We start from the raw sequence: 12,649 nt of genomic DNA, 5'->3' as shown, positions 1-12,649 counted from the left end.
AGTTGATATCAACAGAACATACAGCGAACTTGTTAAGTATAGCCGCCGCGTCTGTGGACGGCGGTGGATAAGCGGGACGGAAGTACGGACCAGACGGCCTATAAGCCGGGTTCTGTGCCGCCCGCGAACGGGCGCGACGATCATTCCTCTGGACCGTCCATTGCTGGACGGTTCTCGCGACCTACCCGGACGCCTCAGGCCTATGACGGCCCTACCCCTTGCGGGGCGCGGAATCCCTATTCGGTCTTGCTCCTGGCGGGGCTTGCCATGCCGTCCCTGTCACCAGGTCCGCGGTGGGCTCTTACCCCACCCTTTCACCCTTACCCCGGGCGAAACCGGGGCGGTCTGCTCTCTGTGGCGCTATCCCTGGGGTCGCCCCCGGCGGGCGTTACCCGCCGCCATGTCATAGTGGAGCCCGGACTTTCCTCGACTGCGTGAGCAGCCGCGATCGCCCGGCCGTCTGGTCCGCGCGCTAAGTGGGCCGCCCCGCGCCCGCGGTCAAGCGCGGCGCTCATCCCATTTCGTCCCATCAGGCGGCGACTTGCGCATCGCGGCTCACGCGCCTAGCCTTGTCGCAACCGTCCGGAAGAGGATGCCTACGTGTGTGCTGTGATCGATTGAGGCCGTGAGACCGCTGGGCTGAGCCCTGCCATCCCCGCCGCGCCTGCCGGGCGCGAGCGCCTCAACTCGACTGGACACATCATGCCGAAATTCCAAGACCCGCGCACGCCCGTGCGCCATCCTGAAACCGACTCCGCGCCCCTGACCGCGGCCGAACGCGCCCGCGCGATCATCGAGCAGCAGTTGGCCAAGAAGCAGCAGAACAGCGGCCCGCCGGGCGCCTCCGGCGGCAAGGCCGGCGGCGTCCACAAACCCGGCAAGGGCGGCTGGTCGCCCGCTCCGATCCGCCCCGGCGGACGCGGCCGGCGCGGCTAAGACAGAACGGCGAGGCGGCGCGGGCCGCCTCGCCGAACCGTTCTAGAACTCGGCCGAACCGCCGTCGCAGGGCACCACCGCGCCGGTGGTGTAGGCGCTGGCGCGGCTGGCCAGGAAGATCGCCACGCCGGCGATGTCTTCCGGCGTCCCGATGCGGCCGCGCGGGTTCGACTTGGCGATGGCGTCGCCGGCCCGGGCTAGCGTCGCGGCCATCATGTGGCTCTGGAAGGGACCGGGCGCGATGGCGTTGACGAGGATGTGCTCGGGAGCCAGGCGCTTGGCCAGGTGGCGGGTCAGCATGATGCAGCCGGCCTTGGAGGTCGAATAGGCGTAGGTCTCCAGCGCCGGCGGCTCGATGCCGTTGACCGAGGCGATGTTGATCACCCGGCTCGGGTTCTCGTGGGTCGCGGCGGCGCGCAGCTGCGGCAGCAGCTTCTGGGTCAGGAAGAAGATCGACTTCACGTTCAGGTCGACGGTCTTGTCCCAGCCGTCTTCCGGATACTCGTCGATCGGCGCGCCCCAGGTGGCGCCCGCGTTGTTGACCAGGATGTCGAGCTTGTCCTCACGCTCGGCCAGCGCCGAGGCAAGACCGGTGATGCCGTCCATGTTCGACAGGTCGAAGGGCAGCGAGATGCAGGTCCCGTACTTCGACAGCTCCTCGGCCAGCCCGTCGCAAACATTGGCCTTGCGTGACGAGATGTAGACCTTGGCGCCGTTCTCGACATAGCCGCGTGCGATCATCTCGCCGATGCCGCGGCTGCCGCCGGTGACCAGGGCGACCTTGCCCTCAACGCTGAACAGATTGCGCATGGAATACGTCCCTCAATTTCGAAATAAAGGTATGGCGAAAGGCGGAAAACTCGTGGCGAGCACTGCTGACGGGCGGCGCGGCCGCCGTCAAGCAGGCGTCAGCAGCAGTCCCATGGCGATATCGTCTTCCAGCCGGCCGTCCGGCATGCGCACGCGCTGGACGAAGCGGCCCTCCATCACGAAGCCGAGCCGCTCATAAAGACGAATGGCGTCGATATTGCCCTCGCGCGCCATGAGCTCGATGCGGGTGACCGTCGGCGACAGCTCCCGCGCCGCGGCGAAAAGCGCCGCGAACAGCGCTCGCCCGACGCCCTTCCCCTGCCAGGCCGGATCGACTGCAACGGTGAGGTCGGAGAGCACGTGGGCGAATTGGTCCGGCCCGATACGCGAGGCGTGGATCTCGCCAGCCAGCCGCCCGTCGATCCAGGCGCCCAAGCTCACGCCGCCGGCGTGGGCCTTGGCGAGAAAGCCCTCGACATAGGCCAGGTCCATCTCCTCGGGCCGCCGCGCCAGACCGCCCGAACCTCCAGCCGCGGCGCGATAGAGCGCCAGCACCTGCGTGGCGTCACCGGCCGTCGTGGCCCGGATGATCGGCTCGCTCACGAGACCGCCGCCGCCCGCAACAGGGCGATCAGCCGCGCGCGGGTCATGCCGTCGGCGATCCCGTCGACCTTCTCCGGCCGCCAGTGGCGCTGGAAGGCGCGCACGATGGTGGTGGTGTCGGCGTCGTACTTGCCTGAGGGGGCGCTGTCGTAGCCCAGCCGGGTCAGTCCGGCCTGCAGCGCGAACACCCCGGCGCTCTCCTCGCCCTCGGACAGCGGGGCGCCAGGCGCTGCATCGGGCTCGACCCACAGCCCATGGCCGGCCTGGGCCAGCGTCTTCCAGGGGAACAGCTCGCCCGGGTCGTCCTTGCGGGCCGGGGCGACGTCGGAGTGGCCGACGATGCGCCCGTCCTCGACCTGCCAACGGCTGCGGATGTCGGACAGCAGTTCGATCACCGCGTCGATCTGGGCCTTCGGGAAGGGGCGATAGCCCCACTCGTGGCCGGGATTGACGATCTCAATGCCGATCGAGCGGCCGTTGATGTCGGTCTCGCCCTTCCAGGACGAGACGCCGGCGTGCCAGGCGCGGCGTTCCTCAGGCACCAGCCGGAACACCCGCCCATCCTCCTCGACGAGATAGTGCGACGAGACCTTGGACTCCTCGTTGCACAGCCAGGCGAGCGCCTCCTCTCCGGTCTTCATGCCGGTGTAGTGCAGCACGATGATGTCGGGCGGGACCTTGCGCTCGTTGAAGTTCGGCGAGACCGCTTCAATGAAGTTCATCGGGCCCGTCCCCGCAGGTTGAGCAGCAGCAGCATGATCTGGTTGGGCCTCATGGCGATGATCAGAACGCCCGCCAGCGCCACCGCGGCGCCAAATGCCATGCGTGCGTCGAACGGGTCGTGGGTGATGACGACTCCAAGGCCGATGGTGGCCAGCGGCGTCATCAGGGTCAACGGCGAGATCAGGTTCGCCTCATAGCGCTGGATCAGCCAGTAGTAGGCAGTGTGGCCGAATACAGACACCACCAGGGCCGAGAAGATCACCGCGGCCCAGAACCGCCAACCGATGGCCAGGCCGGTTTCGACGCCGCCCGGCTCGAAGATCAGCGACATCGGGATCAGCACGGCGGCCGAGGCCACTCCGACCCAGGCCTGGAACTGCAGAGGCTTGACCCCTTCCATCTGCTTCATCAGCACCGAGCCGAGCGAGCCCAGCACGACCGAAACCAGCACGAACGCCAGGCCGCCGGTCAGGGTGAAGCCGTGCGGATCCCACATCACCGCCAGGGCGCCGACCAGGGTCAGGCTGATGCCCAGCAGGCGGCGACGGTTCAGCCGTTCGCCCAGCAGCATGAATGACAGGAAGGTCGTGGTCGGCACCATGAGCTGACTCACGATCGCGGCCGACGATGGGCTGGCGGTCTTCAGCGCAATGAACATGAAGGCGAACGAGCCGGCCCCCATGCAGACCGCGATCAGCAGCAGCCGCCACAGCGGCCGCGGCGGGTTGCGCAGCCAGGGGAACACCGCCGCCGCCACGATGATGAAGCGAACCGCCGCATAGAACAGCGGCGGAGCGTGCAGATAGGCGACCACGTACTTCGAGACGATGTTGTTGGTCGCCCACAACAGACAGACGAAGACCAGGAGGGCGAAGTCGCGAAGGGCCATGACCTGGCGGTTAGGCGCGGTTGGACCGCGTTTGGCAAGTGCGCGGCTTGTGCGACGTTTGGGAAATCCCCGATTGTGGCGCCCAGTTCGAGCCCGGAGTTCCAGACATGACCGCCGCCCCCTTCCTAGGCCCCGACGTCCAAGATCACGGTTCGGCCTGGATCGACCCCTCGGCGCGAATATTCGGCGCGGTGGAGATCGCGCCGGAGGCCTCGATCTGGTGCAACGTCGTGGCCCGCGCCGAGAGCCAAAAGGTCGTGATCGGCCGGCGGACCAACATCCAGGACTTTGTGATGATCCATGTCGGCTCGGGGACCCCGACCATCGTGGGCGAGAACTGCTCGATCACGCACCACGTCACGCTGCACGGCTGCGATATCGGCGACAACTGCCTGATCGGCATCGGCGCGACGATTATGGACGGCTGCGTGGTCGGCGCGGGCTCGATCGTCGCCGGCGGCAGCTTCCTTAAGGAAGGCACGGTGATCCCGCCGAACTCGATCGTCATGGGTTCGCCCGGCGCGGCGACCAAGACCCGCGACAGCCGCCGCGCCAATGCGCTGAACGCCTTCCTCTACTGGCGCAACGCCCAGGCCTACGCCCAGGGCGACTACCGGCTGTGGTCGAAGGACAGCTTCCGCGCCGAGATGGCCGCCGAGCACGCACGGCTGGCGGCCATCTTCGGCTGACCCTTAGGCGTTCGCCGCCTCCGGCGCCCCGCCCTCGGCCATTGCGGCCTGATCCATGAACATCACCTCCCAGACATGCCCGTCGAGGTCCTGGAAGCTGCAGCCGTACATCGGGCCCATGTCCAGGACCGGCTTCCAGGGCTTGCCACCCGCCGCCAGCGCCTTGCTCAGCAGGCCGTCGACCTCGGCCCGGCTGGCGGCGGAGAGGCAGGTCAGCACCTCCGTCGCCTTGTGAGCGTCGGCGATGTCGCCGTTGATGAAGTCCTGGAAACGCTCATGCTCCAACAGCATCGCGAAGATGTTCTCCTCGATGACCATGCAGGCGGTGTTTTCGCTGCAGAACTGCTCGTTGAACGAAAAGCCGAGAGCGCCGAAGAATGCGCGGGAGGCGGCCACGCTCTTCACCGGCAGGTTCACAAAGATCATTCGCATGGGATCACTCCTGGGGGATGGGTCTGAGCCTAGGACGAAGGCCCCCCTCCCGTCCCGACATCCCACGCGAACTTTTTCCGGCAGAGCGGCCCGGCGCGACCATATTGGATGAATGTCCACGCTCCGCATCCGCGTCATCGACTTGGAGACGTCAGGCGCCTCGGCCTATGAGGTCTGCGAAATCGGCTGGCAGGACGTCGTCCTGGGTCCGGACGGCCGATGGTCCGTGAACGAAGAACGCGGCGCGAAATTCGTCAATCCGGGCCGCCCCATCTCGACCGCCACAATGGCGGTTCACCACATCATGGACGGCGATGTCGTGGGCGCTCCGTTCTGGCGCGAGGCGGCGCCGGACGTCCTGCGCCCCGCCGATGGCGTCCTGGCGCTGGCCGCGCACCGGGCGGCTTTCGAGCAGCGTTACTGCACGCCTGCGCTGAGCGGCGGGGCCCGATGGATCTGCACCTGGAAGTGCGCCTTGCGCCTATGGCCGGACTTGCCCGGTTATTCGAACCAACTGCTCCGGTACCAGCGCATGCCCCAGGGGTTGGATCGTCAGACCGGCCTGCCCGCGCACCGGGCTATGCCGGACGCTTACGTCACCGCGCACCACCTGCGCGATATGCTGAACGAGGCGTCCGTCGACCAACTGCTGGCCTGGAGCGACGAGCCGGGACTGCTCCCCCGCGTGCCGACGGGCCCGGAACGTGGGCGGCCGTGGACCGAGGTCGCAACCGACCTCCTGCACAGCTTCGCCCGAGATAGAGACCCCAACCTCCGCTTCTCCGCCGAGACCGAGTTGCGTCGTCGCGGCAAGATCGAAATCCAGGCCGCGCCCCCGCCGCGGCAACGCACCTTGCTGTGACGCACGAAAAAGGCGGCGCCCGAAGAGCGCCGCCTCGATATCCGCCATGCGCGCGGGCTTACGCCGCCGCGCCGAGGCTCAGGGTCTCGTAGCGGGCCAGGTTGTGATCGGTCGAGCCGAAGGCGCTCTCGATCATGGTGGCGCGCTTGAAGTAGTGGCCGATGGCCATCTCGTCGGTCATGCCCATGCCTCCGTGCAACTGGATGGCGTTCTGACCGATGAACTTGGCCGCCTTGCCGATCTGCACCTTGGCCGCCGCCGCGCCCTTGGCCCGCTCGACGTCGCTGTCGCTGAGCTTGATGTCGGCCATGTAGGTCATCGAGATCGATTGCTCGAGGTTGATGAACATGTCGACCATTCGGTGCTGCAGCACTTGGAACTGGCTGATCGGCTGGCCGAACTGCTTGCGCTGCTTGGTGTATTCCAGCGTGCCTTCATGCAGCTTCCGGAACACGCCGCAGGCTTCGGCGCAGGTGGCGACGATGGCTTCGTCGATCACCTTCTCGACCAGCGGAAGGGCGGCGCCTTCCGTGCCGATCAGCGCGTCGGCGCCGACCGAAACGTTCTCGAAGGTGACTTCCGAGGCGCGGAAGCCGTCGACGGTCGGGTAATCGCGCGTCGTCACGCCCTTGGCGTTCTTCGGCACGATGAACACCGAGACGCCCTGGGCGTCGCGCTGGCCGCCGCCGGTGCGGGCGGTGACGATCAGGTGCGTGGCGTACGGCGCGCCGATGACCACGGCCTTGTGGCCGTTGAGGACGTAGCCGCCGCCGTCCTTCTTGGCGGTGGTCTTCAGGTCCTGCCAAGTGTAGCGGGCCTGCGGCTCGGCATAGGCGAAGGCGATGATCGTCTCGCCGCCGATGATGCCGCCGATCAGGTCGCTGGCGCCGGCATAGCCGGAATGCTTCAGGAAGCCGCCGCCGATCACCACGGTGCCGAGGTAGGGCTCGACCACCAGGGCTTTGCCCAGCTCTTCCATGATGACCATGTTTTCGGTCGAGCCGCCGCCCAGGCCGCCCAGTTCCTCGGCGAACGGCGCGCCCAGGATGCCGAGTTCCTCGGCGAAGGCCTTCCAGACGTTCGGGCGCCAGCCCGGCTCGGTCTTCAGCGCGTCACGGCGCTGCTCGAAGCTGTAGTGGTCGGCCAGATAGCTCGCGACGGTGTCGCGCAGCATCGACTGTTCTTCGGTGAAGCTGAAATCCATCTGGTTTCCCCGTGCAGCACCCCGCCCAGGCGCTCCGGCCCAGGCGGGAAATAGGCGTTGTTATGTGACTTATGACGATCGGCGCTTAGAGGCCCAGCACCATCTTGGCGATGATGTTGCGCTGGATCTCGTTCGACCCGCCGTAGATGGAGGTCTTGCGCATGTTGAAGTAATCGCCGGCCACGCCGTCGGCGTAGTCGGGGCCGATGTTGGCGTTGTGACCCAGGTCGCGCAGGTACGGCGCGCCGTAGTGGCCGACCGCCTCCAGCACCAGTTCGGTCAGGCGCTGCTGGATCTCGGTGCCCTTGATCTTGAGGATCGAGCTTTCCGGACCCGGGCCCTTGCCGCTGCTCTCGCCGGCCAGGGTGCGCAGTTCGGTGAACTCGAGCGCTGTCAGGTCGATCTCCAGTTCGGCCACCTTGCGCTTGAAGAACGGGTCGGCCAGCAGCGCGCCGCCGGCGTCCGAACGCTCGGTCCCGGCGATCTCGCGGACCTTCTCAAGGCCGCGCTTCGAGCGGGCGACGCCGGCGATGCCGGTGCGCTCGTGGGCGAGTAGCGCCTTGGCGCAGGTCCACCCCTGATTCTCGTGGAACACGCGGTTCTCGACCGGCACCTTCACATTGTCGAGGAAGACGTCGTTGACCTCATGGCCGCCTTCCAGGGTCGTGATGCGACGCACCTCGATACCCGGGGTCTTCATGTCGATCAGCAGGAACGAGATGCCCGACTGCGGCTTGGCGTCCGGGTCGGTGCGGACCAGGAAGAAGCCCCAGTCGGCGTGCTGGCCCAGCGTCGTCCACGTCTTCTGGCCGTTGACGATATAATATTCCTTGCTGTCGTCTCCGGTGACGCGCTCGGCCTTGGTCTTCAGCGAAGCCAGGTCCGAACCGGCGCCCGGCTCCGAATAGCCCTGGCACCACCACACGAGGCCGTCGCGGATGCCCGGCAGGAACTTCTCTTTCTGCTCCTGGGTGCCGAAGGTGTAGATCACCGGGGCCAGCATCGAGACGCCGAAAGGCAGGATGCCCAGGGTGTCGGCGCGGGCTTGCTCTTCGGACCATATGTACTTCTGGGTCGGGGTCCAGCCGGTGCCGCCGAACTCCACCGGCCACGACGGCGTCGCCCAGCCCTTCTTGGCCAGAATGCGGTGCCAGGAGAGATAGTCCTCCTTGCTCAACTCCTCGCCGCGATCCTGCTTCTCGCGCAGTTCCTTGGGATAGTTCTGGGCGATGAAGGTGCGGGCCTCCTCACGGAATGCGGCGTCTTCAGGCGAAAAGTCGAGGTTCATAGGCGGCTCCCAGGCGCGAGCATTTACAGCGTATGTCGTTGGCCGCGGACCATACGCGCGTCGCGTGACGATGTGAAGATGACGCTTACGTCAACGTCACATCAACTTGTCGCGGTTCAGTTGCTCCCGCTCAGCGAGGCAATGAGAACCGCAGGGGCATCCGGATCGTGCCGCCGACGACGGACATCCCGTCCGGAGTCGTGAGATGCATGCGGAAGCGCGGGGTCAGTTTGAGCGCCGCCTCCTCAAAGCCAAGCCCTGGCGGCTCCACGGACACCAGCGTGCAATCGCTCATGCGCCCGTCCGCCGCGACCCGGCACTCCACTGTCGCCCTCGCCTCTATACCCCTCCGAAGCGCATCACGCGGATACACCCGCGCGACGTCGTCGCCTGTCGCGCGGCTGCGCCAGGGCGGCGCGGTGATCACGAACGGCTCCGGCGGCTTGGGCGCGTCCGCCAAGTCGGTCGACTGAACGGCCTGAGCCAGGAAACTGACCAGCAACAGCATTACTCCCCCTTGGAACTTGCACCTTACCTTCAGGTATCTCGCGAACCTTCGCCGTGCGCCAGCGTTGGAGCCGTTGCGTCGCGCCCTCGCGGCGTGCATCCCTGGGCCCCATGCCGCGCATCCTCACCTACAACGTACACCGCTGCGTCGGCACGGATCGGCGCCTGGACGTCGGCCGCGTCGCCGAGGTGATCGCGCAACTCGAACCCGACATCGTCGCCTTGCAGGAACTGGACGTCGGTCGGGCGCGTACAGGCGGCGTCGATCAGGCCCACCAGATCGCACGCCGGCTGAAGATGGCCTTCCACTTCCACCCCGCGCTGCGGGTCGAGGAGGAGCTCTATGGCGACGCCATCCTCACCACATATCCGGAGCGTATGATCCAGACCGGCCCCCTGCCCGGCTACGCGCCGATCCCGCGGCTGGAGCCGCGAGGCGCGGTCTGGATTTCGGTCGAGGTCGAGGGACGCCCGGTGCAGGTGATCAACACCCACCTGGGCCTGGTGCCGCGCGAGCAGCAGATCCAGGCGGCCTGGCTGGCTGGCCCTTCCTGGCTCGGCCATCCGATGCGCCAAGGGCCTACGATCCTGCTCGGCGACTTCAACGCCACCGGGTCGTCAGTGGTCTACCGCACCCTGGCGGCCAAGCTGGCCGCGGCACGGCGACTGTCGCCGCATAGGTCGCCGACCTCGACCTTTCCATCGGCCCTGCCGGTGCTGCGCATCGACCACATATTCGTCAGCCCGGAGATCAAGGTGGAGAATGTCTTCGTGCCGTTCGATCCCTTGACTCGCGCGGCCTCCGACCACCTGCCGCTGGTGATGGACTTCAGCGTGGCATGAACCGGGTGTGGAGCGGATCCTCGGTGTAGAGCAGGCCCCGCCGCCTGTCGGCCCGCCACGAATCGCCCACGCCGTAGGGGTCGCCGAGGTGATAGGTGGCGATGATCTCGCCGAGGGGCGTCTGCTTCATCGGCAGGATCGGCGACAAACGCCCTTCGGTGTTGAGAAACTCGATCGCCGAGATCATGCCGCGGCGCTCGGCCCGCGCCTTGGCCACCGCATCGCCCGTGCAGCCAAGGAAGTGCCCGATCAGCCGGTCGCGCAGCGCCCCGATAGTCAGTTCCTCGCCGCCGTCGTCGACCTGCACGCCCAGTTCGACCTCGGTGTCGAAGCCGCCCGAACGGTTGTTGAGGTTCGCCGACCCCACCCGCGCCAGTTGCTCGTCGATGATCGTCACTTTCGAGTGCACGATGATCTTGGTTCCGGCCGGGGTGGTCGGATACCAAGCCCGGAACCGCCCGAAGACGTCGGCCGCACGCAGTCGCCAGAGCATGTTCGATCGGGCGCGGTCCATGGTCAGTTGGTCGAACCAACTGGGACTTTGGCCGGTTGAGATCAGCACCACCTCGGGACCATCCGGCTCGGCCAACCGCTTGGCCAGCGCTGCGGCGTAGAGCGGTGATGCGAAGTACTGGTTCTCCAGATAGATCAACGACTTCGCCTCCAGGATCGACTCCAGGGTCAGGCGGCGGATTTCAGTGACGGCGGGACGCTCGTCCCAGGCCGGCTCGGTGCGCTGGATCGAGACGTCGACATTGCTCAGGTGCGCGGGGACGTAGACGGGCCAGGGATCCTCGCCGGTCGGCTCCGGCTTGGGCAGCGCCTCGCCGGTGGCGCGCCGCCAGCGTTCCCGGGCTAGGTCGCCCAAGGCCTGCGCCGCTGCGCCATCCACCATCATCATCACCTCGTGGCGGGGCGCGTGATGGTGTTGGTCGGGCATGATCCGGCGCGGATCGTGCTCCAGGTGGCCCGGCGTGTCCCACCGATCGACGCTGATGTCGCCGCCGCCGCAAAAGGCCAGCGCGTCGTCGACCACCAGCACCTTCTGATGGTGACAGGCGCCGAATGGCACGTGGTCGTCCAGCCAGAACTTGACGCCTGTGCCGCGGAACCATTTGCGCGCCCTGTGCGGGAAGAACTGCTGGCTGGCGGCGATGGGCAGCGCCGACTTCCAGATCAGCACGCGGATATCGAGGTCCGGCCGCGCCTTCGACAGCGCCACCAGGATGCGGCCCACCTCGTCCGGATCGGCTGGTCCATCGAAACCGTCTGGAAACAGCCGCGCGCGCGGATCGAACCCCCATCCCAGCAGCAAGACCGATCGGCGCGCCTTGCGTAGCGCCTCGAAGACTGCGGTGAAATAGGCCTCGGTATCGACCAGAAAGGCGGCTCGGCCCGCGCGTTCTTTGCGCCAGCACGTCTCGCCGGGCCTCAACAAATCCATCACCGACCCTATCGCCCAGCTACGGCCTCCACCCATCAAAGCGTACGGCCAAGCCTGGTTCCGCAGCAAAAAGAAAAGAGCGCCCGGCCGGGGGACTCGGGCGCTCAGTCTGGAAGCGACTGCCGGGTGGGGACCAGCGGGCGGTCAGGCGTTAGCCCTTGTAGGCCTGGCAGGGGCCGTTCAGTTCGGCGACGAGACGCGCCTTGCGGTCGGTGTTGTCGGTCTTGCCCTCGCGCTTGGCCTTGTCGAACTCTGACTTGCCGCGGTCGGTGACGAAGGCGTTGCGGGTGCGACCTTCGCTCTTGATGAAAGCGTCCATCGAGGCGGTGTCGACGGTGGCAATCCCGGAGGCGGCCAGTCCGCGGCAGCGATTGGCCTTCAGGTATTCCACGTCGCTGACGGCGGCGGAGGCCGAACCGGCCGCGGCCAGCAAACCAGCAGACGTCAGGGCGATGGCGATCAGTTTCATGGCGTAACTCCCTCGAAATACGATGAAGGGAAACTGCTCGCGAGGCCAGGAAGACTCAAATGAATTCCCGGCAATGATTAGTATTCGCAGATTAAATATAGGTCATGATTGAAAACAATTACTAACGATCATAAATATCTTGTAATGTTTGGAGCCCGACGCGAAGCTGGGTCATGACACTTTCGCTCAAGCTTGACGCCGCACAGGTCAACGCCCTGCTTCGAAGCGCGTTTCCCGACGGGTCGGACGCCCATTTCCCCGAGGTGACTGAGGTCGCGTCGGGACGGGTCCGGCTCGTGCGGGCCTATCACGACAACATGCTGCGCCCAGGGCGGCTGATCTCCGGCCCGAACCTGATGTCGCTGGCCGACACCGCAGCGTACGCACTGATCCTCGCGCACATCGGCGATCAGTTGATGGCGGTGACCAGTTCTCTGGTGATGAATTTCCTGCGCGGCGCCCAGCCCGGCGACCTGCACGCCGAGGCCCTGATGCTCCGCCTTGGTCGCCGCAGCGCGGTCTGCGACGTTCGGCTCTGGACCGAACATCCCGATCGGCTAGCGGCCCAGGCCACCGTCACCTACGCTATCCCCTGACCCACTGCGCACCGAGAGCCATGACCGACACCCCAGCCAGGCCGCCCGCCCCGATCAAGACTCCCTGCATCAAGGTCTGCGTCGTCGATGGTGAGAGCGGCCTCTGCCTCGGCTGCTATCGCCGGCTGAACGAGGTGGCTGGTTGGGCCAAGCTGAGCGATGCGGATCGCGCCCGGATCATGGACGAGCTGCCGACCCGCCGCGGCCAGATCCGCCCCGAAAAGTTGGCGATGTTTTAACCTTAAGCCTTTGCTGTAGTTAGCTTTTCGGCAAGATTCGATTCACGCCTTGCAAACCCCGTCCGCGTAAGTTGCGCACCAATAGGGCCGAGAACGGCCCGCGGTAGAGCCGAAG

At 66.5% G+C, this 12,649-nt stretch carries 16 protein-coding genes and 1 other RNA gene; 6 read left to right on the top strand and 11 right to left on the bottom strand.

Translation table 11 applies throughout. The features are described 5' to 3' along the window. Positions 1–85: 85 nt before the first annotated feature. Positions 86–464, bottom strand: an RNA gene (gene rnpB, locus GGQ61_RS00355) — RNase P RNA component class A. A gap of 238 nt (positions 465–702) precedes the next feature. On the opposite strand from rnpB, the gene GGQ61_RS00350 reads away from it, so the two are divergent. Further along, entirely contained in the window at positions 703–936 is a 234-nt protein-coding gene (locus GGQ61_RS00350) for a hypothetical protein (RefSeq protein ID WP_183769391.1), read from the top strand. A gap of 42 nt (positions 937–978) precedes the next feature. Here GGQ61_RS00350 and GGQ61_RS00345 read toward each other — a convergent pair whose 3' ends face one another. From GGQ61_RS00345 to GGQ61_RS00330, 4 genes are all read right to left on the bottom strand, one after another. After that, entirely contained in the window at positions 979–1,746 is a 768-nt protein-coding gene (locus tag GGQ61_RS00345) for an SDR family oxidoreductase (RefSeq protein ID WP_183769390.1), read from the bottom strand. An 87-nt stretch (positions 1,747–1,833) separates the two neighbouring features. Continuing rightward, positions 1,834–2,349: a GNAT family N-acetyltransferase gene (locus GGQ61_RS00340; protein ID WP_183769389.1), complete on the bottom strand. Its 516-nt coding sequence runs from the start codon at positions 2,347–2,349 to the stop codon at positions 1,834–1,836. Beyond that, on the bottom strand, positions 2,346–3,071 hold the full coding sequence (locus tag GGQ61_RS00335; protein ID WP_183769388.1) for an N-acetylmuramoyl-L-alanine amidase: 726 nt from the start codon (positions 3,069–3,071) through the stop codon (positions 2,346–2,348). The genes GGQ61_RS00340 and GGQ61_RS00335 overlap by 4 nt, the downstream gene beginning before the upstream one ends. Next, positions 3,068–3,961 carry a DMT family transporter gene (locus GGQ61_RS00330; protein ID WP_183769387.1) on the bottom strand — a complete coding sequence of 298 codons (894 nt, stop codon included), beginning with the start codon at positions 3,959–3,961 and terminating at the stop codon, positions 3,068–3,070. The genes GGQ61_RS00335 and GGQ61_RS00330 overlap by 4 nt, the downstream gene beginning before the upstream one ends. Before the next feature lie 107 nt (positions 3,962–4,068). Here GGQ61_RS00330 and GGQ61_RS00325 point away from each other — a divergent pair, with 107 nt between their 5' ends. Beyond that, positions 4,069–4,650 (top strand): gamma carbonic anhydrase family protein, encoded by a 582-nt coding sequence (locus tag GGQ61_RS00325; protein ID WP_183769386.1) that lies wholly within the window; start codon positions 4,069–4,071, stop codon positions 4,648–4,650. 3 nt (positions 4,651–4,653) lie between these two features. Here GGQ61_RS00325 and GGQ61_RS00320 read toward each other — a convergent pair whose 3' ends face one another. Then, positions 4,654–5,082, bottom strand: a complete 429-nt coding sequence (locus tag GGQ61_RS00320; protein ID WP_183769385.1) for a VOC family protein — start codon at positions 5,080–5,082, stop codon at positions 4,654–4,656. Positions 5,083–5,194: 112 nt separating this feature from the next. Here GGQ61_RS00320 and GGQ61_RS00315 point away from each other — a divergent pair, with 112 nt between their 5' ends. Further along, positions 5,195–5,944, top strand: coding sequence for a DNA polymerase III subunit epsilon (locus GGQ61_RS00315; RefSeq protein WP_183769384.1), 750 nt, complete (start codon positions 5,195–5,197; stop codon positions 5,942–5,944). Positions 5,945–6,002: 58 nt separating this feature from the next. On the opposite strand, the gene GGQ61_RS00310 is transcribed toward GGQ61_RS00315, so the two are convergent. The 3 genes from GGQ61_RS00310 to GGQ61_RS00300 all read right to left on the bottom strand — a co-directional run bounded on the left by GGQ61_RS00310 (position 6,003) and on the right by GGQ61_RS00300 (position 8,944). Next, positions 6,003–7,148, bottom strand: a complete 1,146-nt coding sequence (locus tag GGQ61_RS00310) for an acyl-CoA dehydrogenase family protein (protein ID WP_183769383.1) — start codon at positions 7,146–7,148, stop codon at positions 6,003–6,005. 85 nt (positions 7,149–7,233) lie between these two features. Then, positions 7,234–8,436 (bottom strand): acyl-CoA dehydrogenase family protein, encoded by a 1,203-nt coding sequence (locus tag GGQ61_RS00305; RefSeq protein ID WP_183769382.1) that lies wholly within the window; start codon positions 8,434–8,436, stop codon positions 7,234–7,236. Positions 8,437–8,566: 130 nt separating this feature from the next. Then, a complete protein-coding gene (locus GGQ61_RS00300) occupies positions 8,567–8,944 on the bottom strand; it encodes a TonB family protein (protein ID WP_183769381.1) in 378 nt (125 codons plus the stop codon). A 110-nt stretch (positions 8,945–9,054) separates the two neighbouring features. On the opposite strand from GGQ61_RS00300, the gene GGQ61_RS00295 reads away from it, so the two are divergent. Next, positions 9,055–9,786, top strand: coding sequence for an endonuclease/exonuclease/phosphatase family protein (locus GGQ61_RS00295; protein ID WP_183769380.1), 732 nt, complete (start codon positions 9,055–9,057; stop codon positions 9,784–9,786). Here GGQ61_RS00295 and GGQ61_RS00290 read toward each other — a convergent pair. Both GGQ61_RS00290 and GGQ61_RS00285 read right to left on the bottom strand, forming a co-directional pair. Beyond that, positions 9,773–11,230 (bottom strand): phospholipase D-like domain-containing protein, encoded by a 1,458-nt coding sequence (locus GGQ61_RS00290; protein WP_183769379.1) that lies wholly within the window; start codon positions 11,228–11,230, stop codon positions 9,773–9,775. The two genes, GGQ61_RS00295 and GGQ61_RS00290, sit on opposite strands and share 14 nt — an antisense overlap. A 151-nt stretch (positions 11,231–11,381) precedes the next feature. Then, entirely contained in the window at positions 11,382–11,699 is a 318-nt protein-coding gene (locus GGQ61_RS00285; protein ID WP_183769378.1) for a hypothetical protein, read from the bottom strand. A 173-nt stretch (positions 11,700–11,872) separates the two neighbouring features. Between GGQ61_RS00285 and GGQ61_RS00280 the strand changes: the two genes are divergently transcribed. Continuing rightward, positions 11,873–12,295, top strand: coding sequence for a PaaI family thioesterase (locus GGQ61_RS00280; RefSeq protein WP_183769377.1), 423 nt, complete (start codon positions 11,873–11,875; stop codon positions 12,293–12,295). A 20-nt stretch (positions 12,296–12,315) separates the two neighbouring features. Then, the gene (locus tag GGQ61_RS00275; RefSeq protein WP_183769376.1) at positions 12,316–12,534 is read left to right on the top strand and encodes a DUF1289 domain-containing protein; all 219 of its coding nucleotides are present in this window, start codon (positions 12,316–12,318) and stop codon (positions 12,532–12,534) included. The last annotated feature ends 115 nt before the right edge of the window (positions 12,535–12,649 follow it).

Source organism: Phenylobacterium haematophilum (assembly GCF_014196295.1).
Lineage (GTDB): Bacteria > Pseudomonadota > Alphaproteobacteria > Caulobacterales > Caulobacteraceae > Phenylobacterium > Phenylobacterium haematophilum.
This window is presented reverse-complemented; position numbering and strand designations above follow the sequence as displayed.

Coding starts and splice junctions, on each gene's coding strand:
- GGQ61_RS00350 (WP_183769391.1), top strand. CDS start 703: ATGCCGAAATTCCAAGACCCGCGCACGCCCGTGCGCCATCCTGAAACC.
- GGQ61_RS00345 (WP_183769390.1), bottom strand. CDS start 1,746: ATGCGCAATCTGTTCAGCGTTGAGGGCAAGGTCGCCCTGGTCACCGGC.
- GGQ61_RS00335 (WP_183769388.1), bottom strand. CDS start 3,071: ATGAACTTCATTGAAGCGGTCTCGCCGAACTTCAACGAGCGCAAGGTC.
- GGQ61_RS00330 (WP_183769387.1), bottom strand. CDS start 3,961: ATGGCCCTTCGCGACTTCGCCCTCCTGGTCTTCGTCTGTCTGTTGTGG.
- GGQ61_RS00325 (WP_183769386.1), top strand. CDS start 4,069: ATGACCGCCGCCCCCTTCCTAGGCCCCGACGTCCAAGATCACGGTTCG.
- GGQ61_RS00320 (WP_183769385.1), bottom strand. CDS start 5,082: ATGCGAATGATCTTTGTGAACCTGCCGGTGAAGAGCGTGGCCGCCTCC.
- GGQ61_RS00315 (WP_183769384.1), top strand. CDS start 5,195: ATGTCCACGCTCCGCATCCGCGTCATCGACTTGGAGACGTCAGGCGCC.
- GGQ61_RS00310 (WP_183769383.1), bottom strand. CDS start 7,148: ATGGATTTCAGCTTCACCGAAGAACAGTCGATGCTGCGCGACACCGTC.
- GGQ61_RS00305 (WP_183769382.1), bottom strand. CDS start 8,436: ATGAACCTCGACTTTTCGCCTGAAGACGCCGCATTCCGTGAGGAGGCC.
- GGQ61_RS00300 (WP_183769381.1), bottom strand. CDS start 8,944: ATGCTGTTGCTGGTCAGTTTCCTGGCTCAGGCCGTTCAGTCGACCGAC.
- GGQ61_RS00295 (WP_183769380.1), top strand. CDS start 9,055: ATGCCGCGCATCCTCACCTACAACGTACACCGCTGCGTCGGCACGGAT.
- GGQ61_RS00290 (WP_183769379.1), bottom strand. CDS start 11,230: ATGGATTTGTTGAGGCCCGGCGAGACGTGCTGGCGCAAAGAACGCGCG.
- GGQ61_RS00285 (WP_183769378.1), bottom strand. CDS start 11,699: ATGAAACTGATCGCCATCGCCCTGACGTCTGCTGGTTTGCTGGCCGCG.
- GGQ61_RS00280 (WP_183769377.1), top strand. CDS start 11,873: ATGACACTTTCGCTCAAGCTTGACGCCGCACAGGTCAACGCCCTGCTT.
- GGQ61_RS00275 (WP_183769376.1), top strand. CDS start 12,316: ATGACCGACACCCCAGCCAGGCCGCCCGCCCCGATCAAGACTCCCTGC.